Consider the following 17360-nt stretch of genomic DNA (forward strand, 5'->3'; position numbering starts at 1 on the left):
GTTGTTGAAACAGGCTTCAGATTAGGACCAGGTGACAGGCGTTGAACAATGCATAAAGATGCCTGACCCATAAACAAAGGTTATGGACTTGCCATGCGACTGCGACACATCGAGATTTTCCAGGCCATTCGCCAGACCGGTTCGGTCAGTGGCGCCGCGCAGTTGCTGCACGTGTCGCAGCCGGCGGTGAGCAAAGTGCTACAACACGCCGAACAGCAACTGGGCTTCCCGTTGTTCCTGCGGGTGCGCGGTAAATTGCAGGCTACGCCCGAAGCGCTGGAGCTTGAGCGCGAAGTCGACAAGGTCACCGAAAGCCTGCAAGGCGTGCGACGTCTGGCCCAGAGCCTGCGTCGCGAGCCGGGTCACAGCGTACGGATCGGCGCGATTCCGGCGCTGGCCTTGTCGCTGCTGCCGCCGGCCATCAACGAATGGACGCAACGTTACCCGGACATCGCCTGCGAATTGTCCAGCGCCCACAGCCGTGAGCTGATGCAGAATTTGTTGATGCGCGAAGTGGATGTCGCTCTGACCTTGCAGCCGCCGGATCATCCGGGCCTGAAGGCGCAGCCCCTGGCCTGCGGGGTTTTGGTGGCGCTGGCGCCGTTGGGCTATTGGACCGACGACGCCTTGGGTCAACCATTACCATTGATCGAATTGGCCGGCGCGCCGCTGATCGGCCTGTCCAGCGCCGATCCGCTGGCGGCCAGGCTCGACAGCTACCTTGAGGCGGTCGATCCGCCGCCACGGGTTCGCATCGCCGTGCAGACCTATTCGCTGGCGCGGGCGATGGTTGAATCCGGTGCCGGGCTGGCAGTGATCGACCCGTTTACCGCGCTCGGCGCATCCCCCGCCACCACGGCGATTCGACCTCTGGCGCCAGCGTTACCGATCACGTTGTATGCGGTCACTCGCGCCGACGAACCGCCGCCCCACACCCTGAGCGACTTGTTGCAGGTGTTCAGCCGACGGGCGCAGGCACAACTGGATCGCTTGATCCCTTAGAGGCCTCAAAGGACATAAAACAGGATCGCCACGAAGTGCAGCAAACTCCCGGCGATCACGAACAGATGCCAGATCCCGTGGGCATGGCGCAAACGACTATCCAGCGCAAAAAAGACAATGCCCACGGTGTACAGCACGCCGCCCGACGCCAGCCAGGCGAAACCTGTACTGCCCAACGCCGCCAGTAACGGCTTGACCGCCACCAGCACGATCCAGCCCATCACCGCGTAGATCACGATCGACAGAATCCGCGCTTCCGAACGCGGTTTGATCTCTTGCAGGATGCCGACCAGCGCCAATCCCCAGACAATCCCGAACAACGTCCAGCCCCACGGGCCGCGTAGCGTCACGAGACAGAATGGTGTGTAGCTGCCGGCAATCAACAGGTAGATCGAAAAGTGATCGACCTTCTGCATGATCGCCTTCTTGCGCCCACGCACGCTGTGGTAAACGGTCGATGCGCTGTAAAGCACCAACAAGGTGAACCCGTAAATCGCCACGCTGACGATCTTCCACGGGCTGCCGTCCATGCCGGCGATCACCAGCAACCACACCACCCCGACCACCGCTGCCACCGCCCCGACCAGATGCGTCCAGGCGTTCAATCTTTCCCCGTGATACATGTGTTGCTCACCCCAAAATTCGTTGCCGCATCGCGCAAGGCTCAGGCCTTGAGACTAAAAGCGCAATGTTTCAGAAAACAATGCCCCCCTGTAAGAGCTGTCGTGGGGGGCATCTATCAAGCAGAGAGACGGATCGTTACGCTTAGGGTAATGGTTGACTGGGCGGACGCCATCGCGAGCAAGCTCGCTCCCACAATGGATCTCCGTCTTACACAAAACCCCTGTGGGAGCGAGCTTGCTCGCGATGGGGCCAGAACAATCCCCACTGTTTTCAATGACGGAGCATTACAGTCCGGTCATCTGCTGCTGTACGCGAATCAGAAGCTGTTCAGCACTTTCCAACAGCTGCGCCAACAACGCCGGATCTTCATCCATATAGCCTTCGTACTCCGCCAGGTTTCGTCGTTCATGACACAGGGCGAATAGCCGAACCTGTACTTTGCCAATATCAGTGGTATGAATCAGGCACTGAAACACCAGATATCGCTTGTCTGAACGGTAGCCGCACAAGCGAAGAGCCGTCAGTGCAAGGGCATGAGCAGCGTTGTAAGCCAGGTCGAAACGACTCGCGAAGGAAAGTGGTAGGAGCTGCCGAAGGCTGCGATCTGTTGACCTTTACATCATTGATGGCGCGCAAAGATCAAAAGATCGCAGCCTTCGGCAGCTCCTACAGGGTTTCCCCCCATCAGATTGATCTTGTCCTGCTGCGCTACCCGCACGACAAGACTGTTTTCAGCCGCCAGTTTCGCGGCCCAGTCGTCGGGGGTGTAGAGCGCCGGGTTGAGGGTGCGGCCCAGTTGCTCTTCCATAGGCATAAGCCGCTCCATCACTTCACTGTAGTGAAGGCCCTCGCCGATCAGCATGAGATCAATGTCACTGGATGCGTTTGCCTGATCCTTGGCGATAGAGCCGTACACAAATGCCCAAGTGATCTGTTCGACAAAGGGTTGGAGCGCCTGACGCAGAGGCTCGGCAATACCAAAGGTTTTGCGGGCAATGCCCAGCAGTTCGGCATAGATCGGGCACTCGGGATTGGCTTGATAGTGGGTTTGGTTGCCCTGACGGGTCATGGTCAGCACGCCTGCCCGCTGCAACCGATCCAGCTCGCGCATGAGGCTGCCTTTACCCACTTGAGCCCAGCGGGCGATCTCGTTGGCGTAATAACTTCGGTCGGGTTTACCGAACAGTAGGCCCAGCACTTTTTGCTGGGTGGTGGTGAACAAGGCTTCGCTCAATGACAGGTTTTTCACGGCAACGACCGATAAGTCCCAAAAAGGGAACGATAGGTCCCTTTTTGGGAATCTTCAACCTAGAGCAGAAACCTTTGTGGCGAGGGGGCTTGTCGGAAGGTCCGACCGCCTGGGGTTTTGTGTTTAAAAGTTTGTCCGCAGGAGTGGTGAGAGGCTACGCAGTCTGACGTCGCTGCCTACAGCAATGCCAGAACCCGCCGACTGGTGCGGTTTTGCGTTGATCTTTATCGTTTCCGGGTCGCTGCCAATTCAGCGATCGGGTCTGGAAAACCCGAAGAACAGGATCAATGCACATGACATAATGCGGCGCTTTTTTGCTCCGTAGTTCTAAGTTATGGCGGCTGTACGTGGGAGACCTTCGGGTCTGCCGGGTTTGATCCTTTCTCGGTTTTTCCAGTCCGCGTACAGCTGCCACCCTTTTCGTCTGGAAAACGAAAAACGGCAGCTCCATCACTACAAGGATCTTTGCCATGTACAAACCAACTCCCAACCCGCCGGAAACCGACACCGGCTCCGAAGCATCCCTCGAAGCCGAAAAACTCAAGGAAGCCGCCGACCGCGTCTTTTCCTACTACTTCCCGCCCCATGAAAAACCGGGCAAGCGCCGCAAACATCACCTCTTCAGCGTCTCCCCCGATATCGACACCGAAGCCCTTCTGGCCAACGCTTCCGAAGACCTGCTGTCCATCAGCGCCATTGCTGCCGATCTGGCGGACGATGTGGAAGGCTCGCGCCGCTCTGTAGCCTTGGCGCTCAGCCGCATGGCGGATGGGGTGCAGTTGTTGGTGGCGCGGGCGCTGGATCATCATGAGGAGTCGCAACTGAAGGCTCAGGCCAGCGCTTAGCAGTCAGGGCTGTGGTGAATTGAAGGCCGCCATCGCGAGCAAGCTCGCTCCCACATTGGATCTCCGTCGTACACAAAACCCCTGTGGGAGCGAGCTTGCTCGCGATGGGGCCAGTCAGATCAACCCAGCACTTACGAGTAAATCCTCCAACGCCAGCAAGTCAGGGACTTTGGCCACTTGCTCCCCCACCTGCACCGCCGCCTGTTCCAGTGAACACAACGGCACATCCACATAACTCAATTGGCTATCAAGCTTGTAAGACCGCGGAATCCCCTGCACCAACAGCGCAATAAACTTCAACTCAGGCCGCCCACCGAGAGCATTGAGGATGACAATCCGCGCCCGCTCCCCGATCACGATTTTCTGCCCACACGCCGACTCAAAACTCAGCAACGGAATCTGCCGGTTCCGCCACGTTACCCGCCCGAGGTACCACGGCGGAGTGTCGAGGTCGAAGGCGCTGGGTTGGTAATCAATAAGCTCCGCAACAGCGACGTTAGGCAGGATCAGGTTGCGGTCAGCCAAGGGCAGCAGCAGGCCGGTGAGGTTGCTGGTGCGGTGCTCAAGCATGGGTTTTGCTCCACAGGGTGATGCTTTCGAGCAGCACCGATTCCTGGTACGGCTTGCCGAGATAGTCGTTGACGCCGATGGCCATGGCGCGGTCGCGGTGTTTCTGCCCGGTGCGGGAGGTGATCATGATGATCGGCAGGTGCTGCAGACGTTCGTCGGCGCGTACCTGGGTCGCGACTTCAAAACCGTCCATGCGCGGCATTTCAATGTCCAGCAGCATCAGGTCAGGCATGTGGTCTTCAAGCAGCAGCATGGCGTCGACACCGTCCTTGGCGGTCAGCACGTTCATGCCGTGGCGTTCCAGCAGACGGCTGGTGACCTTTCGCACGGTGACCGAGTCATCGACCACCAGCACTAGCAAGGGTTTGTGCGGCTCGACCTCCGCCTCCTCAGCCACTGACTGTTGCGGCACACGGGCCTGCATGGCGCGGATCGGCGCCAGCAAATCGAGAATCAGCACCACCCGCCCATCGCCGAGAATCGTGGCCCCGGACAAACCCTGCACCGCCGCAAATTGTGGGCCGAGGCTTTTGACCACGATCTCCCGAGTACCTGCCATGGAGTCCACTTGCACCGCGATGTGCCGCTCGTTGCACTGCACCAGCAACACCGGCAACGGCAAGCTCTGGCCCAGCAGTTTCGGGCGATGGCTGGTTTTCAACAGTTCGCCGAGGTAGCACAGTTCATAATGTTGCCCGGCGTATTTGTAGGTCGGCGGATCGAGCCGGTAATGCCCTTCAAGTTCGTTGGGCAGCACGCGAACGATGCCGTCGATGGTGTTCAGCGGGATCGCGTACTGATCATCAAAGCACTGCACCATCAGCGCCCGGTTGACCGATACGGTGAACGGCAAGCGAATCCGGAAGTGCACGCCCTGCCCCGGCACAGAGTCGATGCTCATGCTGCCGCCGAGCTGCCGGACCTCTTCATGCACCACGTCCATGCCGACGCCGCGCCCGGAAATCTGGGTGATTTTCTCGGCGGTGGAGAACCCCGGTTGCAGGATGAATTGCAACACGTCGCGGTCGCTGATGTCGCTGTCCGGGGCCAGCAATCCGCGTTTGATCGCCTTGCGCCGCACCGCGTCCAGCGGCACGCCCGCACCGTCGTCACGGATGTCGAAAATGATGTCGCCGCCCTCTCGCGACAGGTCGAGGGTGATTCGACCCTGAGCCGGTTTACCCGCCGCGATACGCACCTCGGCGGATTCCAGGCCATGATCCACGGCATTGCGCAGCATGTGCTCCAACGGCGCGACCATGCGTTCGAGGACGTTGCGGTCCATCTCGCCTTCGGCATTGCCGACGATGAATTCCACGTCCTTGCCCAGCTCGCTGGAGACCTGGCGGACGATCCGCTTCAAGCGCGGCAGCATTCGTTCGAACGGCACCATGCGCGTACGCATCAGGCCTTCCTGCAATTCGGTGTTGATGCGGCCCTGCTGTTGCAGCAGGTTCTCCGCGTCCTGATTGCGTCGGTCGAGGGTTTCCTTGAGGTCGAGCAAGTCGGAGGCGGATTCGAACAGCGCGCGCGACAGTTGCTGCAACTGCGAGTGGCGGTCCATTTCCAGCGGATCGAATTCTTCGTAGCCCAGGCGTTCGGCTTCGACTTGCTGGCGGCTAAGAATCCGCCCTTGGGTTTCCGTGTCGAGCCGGCGCAATTGGTCGCGCATGCGCTCGATGGTGGTTTCCATCTCGCTCAGGGTCACGCGCGCATCGTTGACCTGTTGTTCGATCCGGCCACGGAAGATCGACGTTTCGCCGGCCAGGTTCACCAGGTCGTCGAGCAGCTCAGCCGAGACCTTGACCATGTCCGCGCCGGCATCGGGTTGTGGTGCCGGCGTCTCGACTTTCGGCGTTGCGCACGCCACGACCGGTGCCGGCGTTTCGGGCACTGCCGGATGACTGAAATTCTTGATCGCGTCGATCAGTTGATCGGCGGGCGGCAATGGCTGACCGGCACGGGTCGCGTCGAGCATCTGCGCCAGTCGGTCGTGGCTGCTTTGCAACAAGCCGAACAACGCGGCGGTGGGTTGCAACACGCCAGCGGACAGGCCTTCGTAGAGGAATTCCAGCTCATGGGCGAGGTCGCCAATCGGCGCGATTTCCACCATCCGCGCGCCACCCTTGAGGGTGTGCAAATCACGCAGCAGGGTTTCCACTTCTTGACGATTCGAAGGCTCGGCCTGCCAGCGCACCAGCGCCGCGCCGGAGTTTTCGATGATGTCGAAACCTTCCTCGAGAAAGATCTCCAGAAGCTCCGGATCATGGCCCGGTGAGTCCTCGGCCCGTGCCGGTTCGACCGTTTCAACAGCGCTGGCGTTGCCCTGGCGAAACTCGCGAATGGCCTGGATCACCTCACCCGGATCGCCCAATGGCCGCTGGTTCTGCAACTGATCAAGCAGCTGCGCGAGCCGGTCATGACTGTGTTGCAGCAGGTGCGCCAAGGCTTCGCTGTAGGCGTAACGGCGGTCCACCAGCCCTTCGTAAAGGCTTTCCAGTTCATGGGCCAGTTCACCGACCGGCTCGACCTCGGCCATCCGCGCGCCACCCTTGAGGGTGTGCAAATCTCGCTGCAACGACAACAACGGCGCAGCGTTGTCCGGGTCGCTCAGCCAGCGCTGCAAAGCCTGGCCGGCGCTTTCGAGGATATCCACCGCCTCTTCGAGGAAGATCGAAACGATCTCATCGTCCAGCTCAACCTGAGTCGCGGTCTGTTCCAGCTCAGTCGTGGCACTGCCCAGTTCCCGAATGCTCAACGTGCGACTGCCGTCGCTGCGGATCAGGCCCATGGCCGACGGATCCAGGCTCTCATCGAGCAACCCGCGCAAGGCTCGAATGCGTTCCGGTTGCGGGCTGACTTCCTGGCCGGCGGCCAGTTCGTCGAGCATGTTGATCAGCGCTTCATGGGCACTTTGCGCCTCATGGAAAAACGCCTCGCTGACCGCCAGGCTGCTTTCTTCCACAGCACCGTAGAGGTCGAGCAAGGCTTCGCAGAGCCCATCCACCGGATGCAGATCAGCCAGATGGGCGCCTTCGCCGAGGGTGGTCAATTCGTCCAGCAATGCGCTGAGTTCCTGACGCTCGCCGGGATGTTGCTGCCAGCGCTGCAACAGGCTTTCGGCGTCGAGCAGGATGTCCATGCCTTGCGCGAGGAAGTTGTTGATCAGTTGCGGATCACGCTTGATGCGCAACCCGGTATTCGGTGCACTCAGTAGCGTTTCCAGACGCTCGGCCAGCAATGCCTGGGTTCGTTCGATCAATGAGCGGGCGCCAGGAATCTCGGCCAGCGGGTCGGTTTTGAGTTGTCGCAACCCCAGACGGAACAAGCCTTCGGCTTCGAGTAACAGTTCGACTTCGTCCAGGTCGAGGGCGATCAGGTGCGCCTTGTACTCCCGGGCCAGATGATCCAGCGGCGTCGCCAGCTCGGCGATCGGCAATACGCCAGCCATGGAGGCGCTGCCCTTGAGGGTGTGCAGCGCCCGCTGCAACTCGTCGCTGGCCTGCAATGGCACGTGCTCGGCAGCTTGATCGAGGAAACGGTTGAGGCTGCCCAAATGGGTTTCGGCTTCGTTGCGGAAAATTTCAAGTAGCAGCGGATCGAGGGCTGCGACGTCCTGTGCGTCCTCGTCGGGTATCGGCTCATTGCCCTTGGCCAAGGCGTGCGCGCGTGCGGCCAATTGGTCGACATCGTTGCGCTGGCGCTGGGCATGGTTGGCAAACTCGGCCACCAGTTCCGGCAGCAGATTCAGCGCATCGCCCAGCAGTTGTTGCACCGCCGGCCCCGGCGGAACGCTGCGTTCCAGTACGCGGTTGAGCAGGTTTTCCACGGACCAGGCCAATTCGCCCAGCACCAGCGCGCGGACCATCCGGCCACTGCCCTTGAGCGTATGGAAGGCCCGGCGCAGTTCGCTCAGGGCCGACTTACTCTCGGGGTCGGCCGACCAGCGCGGCAGGTACTCCCGGAGGATTTCCAGGACTTCATCGGTTTCTTCGAGGAACACTTCCCGCAGCTCATCGTCCACCGGTTCTTCACCGGCGGGCGGCGGCAAAAGGCTTCCCGGGGTCGTCAGGGCGGGCGGATTGACGGAGGACACAGGGCTGGCCAATACATCGGCCAGTGACTGGACGGTCTCTGGGTCGTCCAGTTCCTGCAAGTCCTGCATGACCTGCGCTTCACTCGGGCTGAGCACATCTTCAAGCACCGGCACCTGCTGCTCGCTGGGGAAAAAGCCGAGTGAGGCCAGGCTTTTTTCCGCGACGTCGAGCAACTTTTCGCCCGGCGCTTCAGGGTCGTCGCTGAGGCGCTCCAGATAATACTCGATGCTGGTGATGACGTCGGCCAGGCTGTCCAGTTCCTGCCAGTCGGGATGATCCGGATCCAGCAGCAGGTGCTCGCGGATGAAGTGGTTGCACGTTTCGATCAGGCTCGCCGCACGGCTCAACGGAATCATCGCCAGCGCACCGCGCACCTGGGTCAGCAAGGCCGGCAGTGGCTGCAAGTGCTGGCGGTCCCAGTCGGCGTCGATGTAGTCGACGATCATGTCCTTGGCCTGTTGCAGGCAGATGCGCGCTTCCTTGATCACGATCTGATGGATCTGGGTCAGGTCGGTGGTCGGCAGACGGCTTTCTTCCTGGCTTTCCGGCTCGACGGTGCCGACCATGCCGGCGAGGGTCGCTTCGACGTAGAGCAAGGCACCGGCGACGTCCATCAGGATCGCGTCGTTGGGCTCACGCTGGCCCTGGGCCAGGCTCAGCACCATCGCCAGTTGATCGATGATGACCTTGCGTGGCTGGCCGAAACCGAGCACCGCCAGGGTGTCGGCGATTTGCCGCAGGGGCGCCAGCAGGCTTTCGAGGTCCGAGGTGTGTTGGCGGTCGCTGCGCACGAACAGGTCCAGGCGTTCCTTGACCCGCACCAGTTCTTCACACAAAGCGGCCAACACCGAGCGCATGGCATCGCGGTCGGGACCGGCCAGCCGTGCCCGTTCTTCGTCGACCATCGCGCTGTCAGGCAGCGCGTCGTCCAGTCCGTAGCGATCTTTCATGGTCAGCATCTGCCCGGTGGGATGTTCGGCCTTGGCAATGTAGAACAGCAAACTTTTGAGCAACTCCAGCGGCGCCGGCTGATTGATTCCGGGCATGCCCTGTTCGAGCAGGCGCTTCAGTTCTTTGTCGGCCTCCTTGAACAGGCTGCGCAACGCCGGACTGTTGGCAATCGAGCCGCCGCGCATGCCTTCGACCAGCGCCGAGGCGACTTGCCACAACGGGCTCAGGGGCGCATTGCCGCACAGGCCTTCGAGACGCGTAAAAACTCTGGTCAGATAATCGAGGTTGGTTTCGCCATCCTGCTCACGCAGCAATCCGACCAGGGCCATCTGCAACATCTGCCGCGACTTGCGCAGCACGTTCGGTAAATCCGCCGGCTCCAGCAGCGCCAGCGACTCTTCGTCCAGGGGCGGCAGGTCCGGCAATTGCGGGCTGAACAGGCTGGTTTCCGACAACAGGCTTTCGCCACGGGCGCTGCGCAGATCGTTGAGCAGCGGCAGCACCACCAGCGGCAAGTCGCGTCGCGCACCTTGCACCCGGTCGAGGTAAATAGGCAACTGCCCAAGGGCTTGCAGCAACAGGTGGAGCGTCTCATCGCGATGACTGACGCGGTTCTGTTGCAATGCCTTGGTCAGATGTTCCATCTCTTCGGCGAGCAGGGCCGCGCCGTAGAACTCGACCATCTGCAAACTGCCGTGAACCTGATGGACGCATGCCAGGCATTCACTGAGGGCGTGCGTCGCCTGCGGGTCATCAAGCAACGTTTCAATCGCCTGGTGAGCCACTTTCAGCGTTTCGGCAATCTCGCCTTTGACCCACTCGAGGGCCACATAGTCGTGCCGATCACCCATAGCCACTCCAAATCACTGCTCTACTCAAAAAAACGCATTCGCCCGCAGGCGTTTCACACTTTATCCGCAGCCGCAGCCTTGGCGGCCGGTAAGGTGAAACCCGACACCGAACGCCGCAGCTGGCTGGCCATTTTCGCCAGGTTGCCAATGCTCTCGGCGGTGGCGGTGGAGCCAGACGAGGTCTGCGTGGTGATCTGCTGGATCACGTTCATCGTCAGGGAAATCTGACCGGCCGAGGACGTCTGTTGCTGCGCTGCGTTGGAAATACTCTGGATCAACGCGGCGAGGGTCTTCGACACGCCTTCGATTTCTTCCAGGGCCACTCCGGCATCCTGCGCCAGACGAGCGCCGCGCACCACTTCGGTGGTGGTCTGCTCCATGGAAATCACCGCTTCGTTGGTGTCGGTCTGAATCGCCCGCACCAGGGTTTCGATCTGCCGGGTGGCGGCGGACGAGCGCTCGGCCAGCCGCTGGACTTCATCGGCGACCACCGCAAAACCGCGCCCGGCATCACCGGCCATGGAGGCCTGAATCGCCGCGTTGAGCGCAAGGATGTTGGTCTGGTCGGCAATGTCATCGATCAGGCTGACAATGTCGCCGATTTCCTGAGAGGACTCGCCGAGGCGCTTGATGCGTTTGGCGGTGTCCTGAATTTGCTCGCGAATATTGTCCATGCCGTGGATGGTGTTGTGCACCACCTCATTGCCCTTGTTGGCGATTTCCACCGAGCGTTCGGCCACCGCCGACGATTCGGCGGCGTTGGCCGAGACCTGATCGATGGACTGGGCCATGTCGTTGATCGCGGTGGAGGCTTCGGCAATCTGCTGCGCCTGATGCTCGGAAGCCTGCGCCAGGTGCATGGCGGTGGCCTGGGTTTCCTGCACGGCGGCAGCGACCTGGCCAGCGGTGAGGTTGATGGTCGCCACCAGATCGCGCAATTGGTCCACGGAATAATTGATCGAGTCGGCGATGGTCCCGGTGAAGTCTTCAGTCACCGAGGCGGTCACGGTCAGGTCGCCGTCCGCCAGGTCTTCGATCTCGTCGAGCAGGCGCATGATCGCGTTCTGATTACGCTCGTTCTTCTCGGCCGTTTCACGTAGCTGACGATTGGTTTCACGGACCATCACCAGGCCAATCAGGATGATCGACATCAGCGCCAACAGGCCCAGCACGTAGCCGCCAATGGTATCGGTGTTGCGCCCGCCGGCCAGATTTTCGAAACCGCCGGCCAGGTGCGAGGCTTCCTCGAGCAGGGTCTGCGAGAGGGTGAAGATATTGGTGGCCGATTCACGGACCTTGAACAGCTCCGGCGAGGTTTCGAGGATTTCATCCACCGAACCCGAGACGAATTCGAACAGCTCGGAAATCTCGATCAACCGCGCGCGAGCATCGCGGTCTTCAACCTGGCTGACTTTCAGTGACGGATTGCCCTGAAGCATGCCGTTGAGCACCTGGCCGAATCGCGCCGCATCGCGACCGAAGGCGTCGGCGGCCTGCTGCGAGTTTTCATCACCGGACAGCACGGTATTCACCGCACCGAGAATCCGCTCAGCCAATAGCGACTGACGCTGGGCCATGGCCACCTGCGCGGCCGGGGCCCCGCGCTGAAGGAGCGTTTCGACGACTTTTTCGTACTCGACCTGCAACTGCGGCACGGTTTCGGCCAGGGTCGCGGCGACTTGATGCAGCGACAGCACGGTCTGTTCGCTGGAGAGGATCGCGTCGGTGTTTTTCAGCAAGCGTTCCCAGTCCAGTTGCACCGCGCGCATTTCCGGGCGCACGGTGGACGGCGCCGGCGGCAGGCCGGTGGCCGGGTCGCCTTTCTTCAAATAGCCCCAGCGTTGGGCAAAGTCATTGCGCGCATCGCTCAGCAGCTTGAACGCCGCAGCCTTGCCGGCAGCGGCTTCGGTGGCGTTCTTGGCAATGCGCTGGGACAGCACGCGCAGCTCACCGGCGTGGCCGATGTACTGTTTGTCGTACGTGGCCTGGGTGTTGAGGTACGCGAAGTTGGCGAACAGCAGCATGATGAAGACGATCAGCGCGATGAACAGCGCGATGATCTGTGACCGGCTGCGCGACCCTTCTGGCTTGCCTGTTTTTGCTTTTATCATCGGTCCTCGCCTGAACAGCTGAATTCTCTGTGACCGCCAATCCTCGACACCTACGCGATCCCTTGTAGCAGCTGGCGAAGCCTGCGTCCGACTGCGAAGCGGTCGTAAACTCTGGCGCTACGGTGCATCTGAAAAAATACGCCGCCTGATTTTGCGAGGGCTTCGGTCGAGCGCGACCCCGGCTCGAACGCAGCCTTCGGCAGCTGCTACATAAGGCAATGCGTTCGCGTTTACAGCGCTACGTGCATAAAGCTTTGTGACTGCGCCAATGCAAATGGGCTGAACACCTGCCAGTTCTGCTCGCGCTGAAACTGGCCTTGGATGAACGGTGCAATCGGGCCGCTCAAGGTATCTACCGGCTCAAGACTGTCCTGGGCAAAGTGCTGGAGGCCGAAGACTTCATCGACCATCAACCCGGTAAACACCTCGTTATGCTCCACCACCAATACCCGGCGTTGCTTGCGCACGGCTGACAGCTCATGCCCAGGCTCATTACCAGAAAAGAAGCCGCACAAGTCGATGATCGGCAACAGACGCCCGCGCAGGTTGGCCACGCCCTTGACCCAGGGTCTGACCCCCGGCAGCTGGGTGAACCGAGGCTCATGCAACACTTCGCTGACTTCGCCCATGGGCGCGACGTACCAGTGTTCGCCCAGACGGAAGCCGATGCCGCTCCAACTGTCTTGTCGGGTCGGCTGGGACGGCAAGTCCGCCGCCAGCAGACGACAACGCTGGTCGATCTGCAGCAGCAGTTCGAAAGCCGTCAGCGACTCAGTCATGGCCGGACGATCAACCGGCCAGCACGTTGTTCAGGGTCTTGATCAGGGTCTCTTCGTCGACCGGTTTGGTCAGGTAGTCCTTGGCGCCCTGGCGCGTGCCCCAGACCTTGTCGGTTTCCTGATCCTTGGTGGTGATGATGATCACCGGGATGTGCCCGGTTTCCGGGTCTTTGGTCAGCTGACGGGTTGCCTGGAAACCATTGAGGCCAGGCATGACGATGTCCATCAGCACCGCGTCGGGTTTTTCCTGACGGGCCAGGGCCACGCCGTCGGCGCCGTTTTCGGCTTTCAACACTTCATGACCGTGCTTTTCCAGCATGCCGGTCAGTTTGTACATTTCGGTCGGCGAATCATCGACGATCAGAATACGTGCCATGGTCTTCCCCATTTTTGTCGACGCCGGGCCCGCTGGCCGAGCGTCACTGTGCGTGTCCTACTGCGGCAAAACAGCGGCGAAGCCCGGTACATGGGCCTGGATCGCGTTCAGCAGTTCTTCCTTGCTGAAAGGCTTGGTCAAAAACTGGTCGGAGCCGACGATGCGCCCCTTGGCCTTGTCGAACAGCCCGTCCTTGGACGACAGCATAATCACTGGCGTGGACTTGAACGCACTGTTGTTCTTGATTAAAGCGCAGGTCTGATAACCATCCAGACGCGGCATCATGATGTCGACAAAGATGATGCCGGGGTGATTGTCGGCAATCTTGGCCAGAGCATCGAAACCATCGATGGCCGTGATCACTTCACAACCCACGTTTTTCAACAGCGTTTCGGCGGTACGGCGAATCGTTTTCGAATCGTCGATCACCATGACCTTCAAGGCGCTGGAATGCTGTTCCATAAATGCTCTGCCGTCGCCTTTGCGAATCAAATTGTCCATTTCCGATAACCGGAGGCTCGAAGCCCTTGATGTTTAAGGGCCAGAACGATATGGCAGCCTTTTTAGCACAGTCTCCAAATGCAATCTATCGGGGGACCGGCGCGGTGGTTTTTCCTTGACCGGGAACACACTGAGCGCCAATCTGACGCCACTTTTTCGTGTCCAATCGGACCACCCAAATTCGAGGAAAAACCCATGAGCGTTCGCGTCGGGATTGTCATGGATCCTATTGCCAGCATCTCCTATAAAAAGGATAGCTCGCTGGCCATGCTGCTGGCCGCACAGAAGCGCGGTTGGGAACTGTTCTATATGGAACAGGGCGATTTGTACCAGGCCGAAGGCGAAGCGCGGGCGCGGATGCGGCCGCTGAAAGTCTTCGCCAACCCGGAAAAATGGTTCGAACTGGAAGCCGAGACCGACGCGCTGCTGAGCGATCTGGACGTGATCCTGATGCGCAAGGATCCGCCGTTCGACATGGAATTCGTCTACTCCACTTACCTGCTGGAGCAAGCCGAACGCGCTGGCGTATTGGTGGTCAACAAGCCGCAAAGCCTGCGCGACTGCAATGAAAAGCTGTTCGCCACGCTGTTCCCGCAGTGCACGCCGCCGACCATCGTCAGCCGTCGCCCGGACGTACTGCGTGAATTCGCCGATCACCACGGCGATGTGATCCTCAAGCCGCTGGATGGCATGGGCGGTTCTTCGATTTTCCGTCACACCGCTGGCCACCCGAACCTGTCGGTGATCCTCGAAACCCTGACCCTGCACGGCAAACAGCAGATCATGATTCAGGGTTACCTGCCGGCAATCATCGATGGCGACAAGCGCATCCTGATGATCGACGGCGAACCGGTGGATTACTGCCTGGCGCGAATTCCGGCCGCCGGTGAAACCCGAGGCAACCTCGCCGCCGGTGGCCGTGGCGAAGCCCGACCGCTGACCGAGAAAGATCGCTGGATCGCCGCACAAGTCGGCCCGACCCTGCGCGAAAAAGGCCTGTTGTTCGTCGGCCTGGACGTGATCGGCGAGCATCTGACGGAAATCAACGTCACCAGCCCGACCTGCATTCGCGAGATTGATAACGCGTTTGGCACTGACATTGGCGGCCTGCTGATGGATGCCATCGATCAGAAGCTCAAGGCCCGTTGATATAGAACAGCCTAGAAACGACCAACATTGCGTTATCATCCGCGGCCTGTGAAAAACGCGATGTTGGTTTTTTTGTCATGACGCTCCCGTCCGATCTACCCGCTGAACTCGCCCATCGTGGCGTGCGCCCGGCTGATCGCCTCGGTTTTACCCTGTTTCTCGCGGCGCTGATTCACCTGGCCTTGCTGTTGGGCGTCGGCTTTACGATGGTCGAACCCAAGCAAATCAGCAAAACCCTGGAAATCACCCTCGCCACCTTTAAAAGCGAAAAGAAGCCTGAGAAAGCCGATTTCCTGGCTCAAGAGAATCAGCAAGGCAGCGGCACCCTGGATAAAAAGGCAATTCCCAAGACCACCGAGGTCGCGCCTTTCCAGGACAACAAGGTGCAGAAAGTCACGCCACCGCCGGCGGCCAAGCCTGAAGTGCGGGAAGCCGCACCGAAGGCAGCCGTGACGACCGTCGCGCCCAAGCCGAAAAAGGCCGCCACCAAAACCGAAGAACCCAAACCCGTCACCAAACCCGCAGTCGCCGCGCCGACGTTCGACAGTGAACAGCTGTCCACCGACATTGCCAGCCTGGAAGCGGAACTGGCCAACGAACAACAGTTGTATGCCAAGCGCCCGCGTATCCATCGCCTGAGCGCCGCGTCGACCATGCGCGACAAGGGCGCCTGGTATAAGGACGAGTGGCGCAAGAAGGTCGAGCGCATCGGCAACCTGAATTACCCCGACGAAGCGCGACGCAAGCAGATCTACGGCAATTTGCGCCTGATGGTTTCGATCAACCGTGACGGCTCGCTCTTTGAAGTGCTGGTGCTGGAGTCATCCGGACAACCGCTGCTGGATCAGGCAGCGCAGCGCATTGTGCGACTGGCGGCGCCGTTTTCACCGTTTACCGGGGATTTGTCGGATATCGATCGTCTGGAAATCATCCGCACCTGGAAGTTTGCCCGCGGGGACCGGTTGTCCAGTAATTAATGGACGGCACGCTCTCTGTAGCAGCTGGCGAAGCCTGCGTTCGAGGACGCAGTCCTCGCAAACCCACAAAACACGGTCCTCCTGAATAAATGACGTATGACGATTTACGACTGCTTCGCAGCCGGACGCAGGCTTCGCCAGCTGCTACAGGGACATGCGACAGCATTTTCCAACGCATCCCCAGCTTGTCAGTTCGCCCCTCCAACGCCACACTAGCGCTCATGAAGAACGTCAGCCCCAGCTACCTCAAGCATCAGTTCCTGATTGCCATGCCTCACATGGTCGACCCGAACTTTGCGCACACCTTGACCTACATCGTCGAGCACACGGCCAATGGTGCCATGGGGCTAGTGGTCAATCGTCCGCAAGACCTCAACCTGGCCGATATCCTCGAGCAACTGCGCCCCGACATCGAACCGCCGGTGCTCTGCCAGCACGTGCCGATCTTCATCGGCGGCCCGGTGCAGACCGATCGCGGTTTTGTTCTGCACCCCTCGGGGCAGAGTTATCAGGCCACCGTTGAGCTTGATGAGAAACTGGCCCTGTCGACCTCCCAGGATGTGCTGTTCGCCATCGCCGACGGCGTCGGTCCGGCGAAAAGCCTGATCGCCCTCGGATACGCTGGCTGGGAAGCCGGGCAGCTGGAAGCCGAGTTGGCCCAGAACGCCTGGCTGACTTGCCCGTTCGATGCCGATATTTTGTTCAACACCAGCAGCGAACTGCGCCTGGAAGCAGCGGCCAAGCACCTGGGCGTCAATCTCAGCCTGCTGACCAGCCAGGCGGGACACGCCTGATGGCCCTGCGCCTGATTTTGGGTTTCGACTATGGCACCAAACAGATCGGCGTTGCGGTCGGCCAGGTGATTACCGGCCAGGCCCGCGAGCTGTGCACCTTGAAGGCACAAAACGGTATTCCCGACTGGAATCAGGTCGAAGCCCTGATTAAAGAGTGGAAACCCGATGCCGTGGTGGTTGGCCTGCCCTTGAACATGGACGGCACGCCGAGCGACATGTGCCTGCGCGCCGAGAAATTTGCCCGCCGCCTCAATGGCCGCTACAACCTGCCCTTCTATACCCACGATGAACGCCTGACCACCTTCGAAGCCAAGGGTGAACGGCGTGATCGTGGCGGACAAAAGGGCAGCTACCGCGACAATCCGGTCGACGCCATCGCCGCCGCCCTGCTGCTGCAAGGCTGGCTCGACGAAAATACTGCACTGTTCGAATCCTGAAGAGCCGCAACAAGCGTCTCTACTTAGCTACAACCCGAGCCACCTCT

General features: G+C 60.4%; 14 protein-coding genes and 1 pseudogene. 6 read left to right on the plus strand and 9 right to left on the minus strand.

Annotation, left to right across the window (positions count from 1 at the left end):
- The first annotated feature begins 93 nt into the window (after positions 1-93).
- On the plus strand, positions 94-1002 hold the full coding sequence (locus WLY71_RS00540) for a LysR family transcriptional regulator (protein ID WP_347802085.1): 909 nt from the start codon (positions 94-96) through the stop codon (positions 1000-1002).
- A 5-nt stretch (positions 1003-1007) separates the two neighbouring features.
- Here WLY71_RS00540 and trhA read toward each other — a convergent pair whose 3' ends face one another.
- The 3 genes and pseudogenes from trhA to WLY71_RS00555 all read right to left on the minus strand — a co-directional run bounded on the left by trhA (position 1008) and on the right by WLY71_RS00555 (position 2875).
- On the minus strand, positions 1008-1625 hold the full coding sequence (gene trhA, locus WLY71_RS00545) for a PAQR family membrane homeostasis protein TrhA (RefSeq protein ID WP_347802086.1): 618 nt from the start codon (positions 1623-1625) through the stop codon (positions 1008-1010).
- Positions 1626-1910: 285 nt separating this feature from the next.
- Positions 1911-2216: pseudogene (locus WLY71_RS00550) on the minus strand (hypothetical protein); the annotation flags it as partial.
- Positions 2217-2245: 29 nt separating this feature from the next.
- A complete protein-coding gene (locus WLY71_RS00555; RefSeq protein WP_347802087.1) occupies positions 2246-2875 on the minus strand; it encodes a nucleotidyltransferase domain-containing protein in 630 nt (209 codons plus the stop codon).
- Positions 2876-3345: 470 nt separating this feature from the next.
- Between WLY71_RS00555 and WLY71_RS00560 the strand changes: the two genes are divergently transcribed.
- Complete coding sequence (locus WLY71_RS00560) at positions 3346-3720, plus strand: DUF6124 family protein (RefSeq protein WP_347802088.1); 375 nt, start codon at positions 3346-3348, stop codon at positions 3718-3720.
- A 114-nt stretch (positions 3721-3834) separates the two neighbouring features.
- On the opposite strand, the gene WLY71_RS00565 is transcribed toward WLY71_RS00560, so the two are convergent.
- From WLY71_RS00565 to pilG, 6 genes are all read right to left on the minus strand, one after another.
- Positions 3835-4290, minus strand: coding sequence for a chemotaxis protein CheW (locus WLY71_RS00565; protein WP_347802089.1), 456 nt, complete (start codon positions 4288-4290; stop codon positions 3835-3837).
- Positions 4283-10189: an Hpt domain-containing protein gene (locus WLY71_RS00570; protein WP_347802090.1), complete on the minus strand. Its 5907-nt coding sequence runs from the start codon at positions 10187-10189 to the stop codon at positions 4283-4285. Before WLY71_RS00570 ends, WLY71_RS00565 begins: the two co-directional genes overlap by 8 nt.
- A gap of 53 nt (positions 10190-10242) precedes the next feature.
- Positions 10243-12300, minus strand: coding sequence for a methyl-accepting chemotaxis protein (locus WLY71_RS00575; RefSeq protein WP_347802091.1), 2058 nt, complete (start codon positions 12298-12300; stop codon positions 10243-10245).
- A 230-nt stretch (positions 12301-12530) separates the two neighbouring features.
- Positions 12531-13079, minus strand: coding sequence for a chemotaxis protein CheW (locus tag WLY71_RS00580; RefSeq protein WP_347802092.1), 549 nt, complete (start codon positions 13077-13079; stop codon positions 12531-12533).
- A gap of 10 nt (positions 13080-13089) precedes the next feature.
- Positions 13090-13455: a twitching motility response regulator PilH gene (gene pilH / locus WLY71_RS00585; RefSeq protein WP_008068134.1), complete on the minus strand. Its 366-nt coding sequence runs from the start codon at positions 13453-13455 to the stop codon at positions 13090-13092.
- Between the two features lie 57 nt (positions 13456-13512).
- Complete coding sequence (pilG, locus tag WLY71_RS00590) at positions 13513-13917, minus strand: twitching motility response regulator PilG (protein ID WP_008152601.1); 405 nt, start codon at positions 13915-13917, stop codon at positions 13513-13515.
- Positions 13918-14151: 234 nt separating this feature from the next.
- Here pilG and gshB point away from each other — a divergent pair, with 234 nt between their 5' ends.
- From gshB to ruvX, 4 genes are all read left to right on the plus strand, one after another.
- Positions 14152-15105 (plus strand): glutathione synthase, encoded by a 954-nt coding sequence (gshB, locus tag WLY71_RS00595; protein WP_056738965.1) that lies wholly within the window; start codon positions 14152-14154, stop codon positions 15103-15105.
- A gap of 77 nt (positions 15106-15182) precedes the next feature.
- On the plus strand, positions 15183-16082 hold the full coding sequence (locus tag WLY71_RS00600) for an energy transducer TonB (protein WP_129440360.1): 900 nt from the start codon (positions 15183-15185) through the stop codon (positions 16080-16082).
- Positions 16083-16303: 221 nt separating this feature from the next.
- Positions 16304-16876, plus strand: a complete 573-nt coding sequence (locus WLY71_RS00605) for a YqgE/AlgH family protein (RefSeq protein WP_046045231.1) — start codon at positions 16304-16306, stop codon at positions 16874-16876.
- A complete protein-coding gene (gene ruvX / locus WLY71_RS00610; protein WP_005792259.1) occupies positions 16876-17313 on the plus strand; it encodes a Holliday junction resolvase RuvX in 438 nt (145 codons plus the stop codon). The genes WLY71_RS00605 and ruvX overlap by 1 nt, the downstream gene beginning before the upstream one ends.
- Positions 17314-17360 lie beyond the last annotated feature (47 nt).

The sequence above is a fragment of the Pseudomonas rossensis genome, assembly GCF_039888995.1.
Classification (GTDB): Bacteria; Pseudomonadota; Gammaproteobacteria; order Pseudomonadales; family Pseudomonadaceae; genus Aquipseudomonas; species Aquipseudomonas rossensis.

What these genes read in the sequence shown, in the direction of transcription:
- WLY71_RS00600 (WP_129440360.1), top strand. Translation starts at nt 15,183, where the DNA reads ATGACGCTCCCGTCCGATCTACCCGCTGAACTCGCCCATCGTGGCGTG.
- WLY71_RS00565 (WP_347802089.1), bottom strand. Translation starts at nt 4,290, where the DNA reads ATGCTTGAGCACCGCACCAGCAACCTCACCGGCCTGCTGCTGCCCTTG.
- pilG (WP_008152601.1), bottom strand. Translation starts at nt 13,917, where the DNA reads ATGGAACAGCATTCCAGCGCCTTGAAGGTCATGGTGATCGACGATTCG.
- WLY71_RS00540 (WP_347802085.1), top strand. Translation starts at nt 94, where the DNA reads ATGCGACTGCGACACATCGAGATTTTCCAGGCCATTCGCCAGACCGGT.
- WLY71_RS00560 (WP_347802088.1), top strand. Translation starts at nt 3,346, where the DNA reads ATGTACAAACCAACTCCCAACCCGCCGGAAACCGACACCGGCTCCGAA.
- WLY71_RS00580 (WP_347802092.1), bottom strand. Translation starts at nt 13,079, where the DNA reads ATGACTGAGTCGCTGACGGCTTTCGAACTGCTGCTGCAGATCGACCAG.
- WLY71_RS00575 (WP_347802091.1), bottom strand. Translation starts at nt 12,300, where the DNA reads ATGATAAAAGCAAAAACAGGCAAGCCAGAAGGGTCGCGCAGCCGGTCA.
- WLY71_RS00605 (WP_046045231.1), top strand. Translation starts at nt 16,304, where the DNA reads ATGAAGAACGTCAGCCCCAGCTACCTCAAGCATCAGTTCCTGATTGCC.
- gshB (WP_056738965.1), top strand. Translation starts at nt 14,152, where the DNA reads ATGAGCGTTCGCGTCGGGATTGTCATGGATCCTATTGCCAGCATCTCC.
- pilH (WP_008068134.1), bottom strand. Translation starts at nt 13,455, where the DNA reads ATGGCACGTATTCTGATCGTCGATGATTCGCCGACCGAAATGTACAAA.
- trhA (WP_347802086.1), bottom strand. Translation starts at nt 1,625, where the DNA reads ATGTATCACGGGGAAAGATTGAACGCCTGGACGCATCTGGTCGGGGCG.
- ruvX (WP_005792259.1), top strand. Translation starts at nt 16,876, where the DNA reads ATGGCCCTGCGCCTGATTTTGGGTTTCGACTATGGCACCAAACAGATC.
- WLY71_RS00570 (WP_347802090.1), bottom strand. Translation starts at nt 10,189, where the DNA reads ATGGGTGATCGGCACGACTATGTGGCCCTCGAGTGGGTCAAAGGCGAG.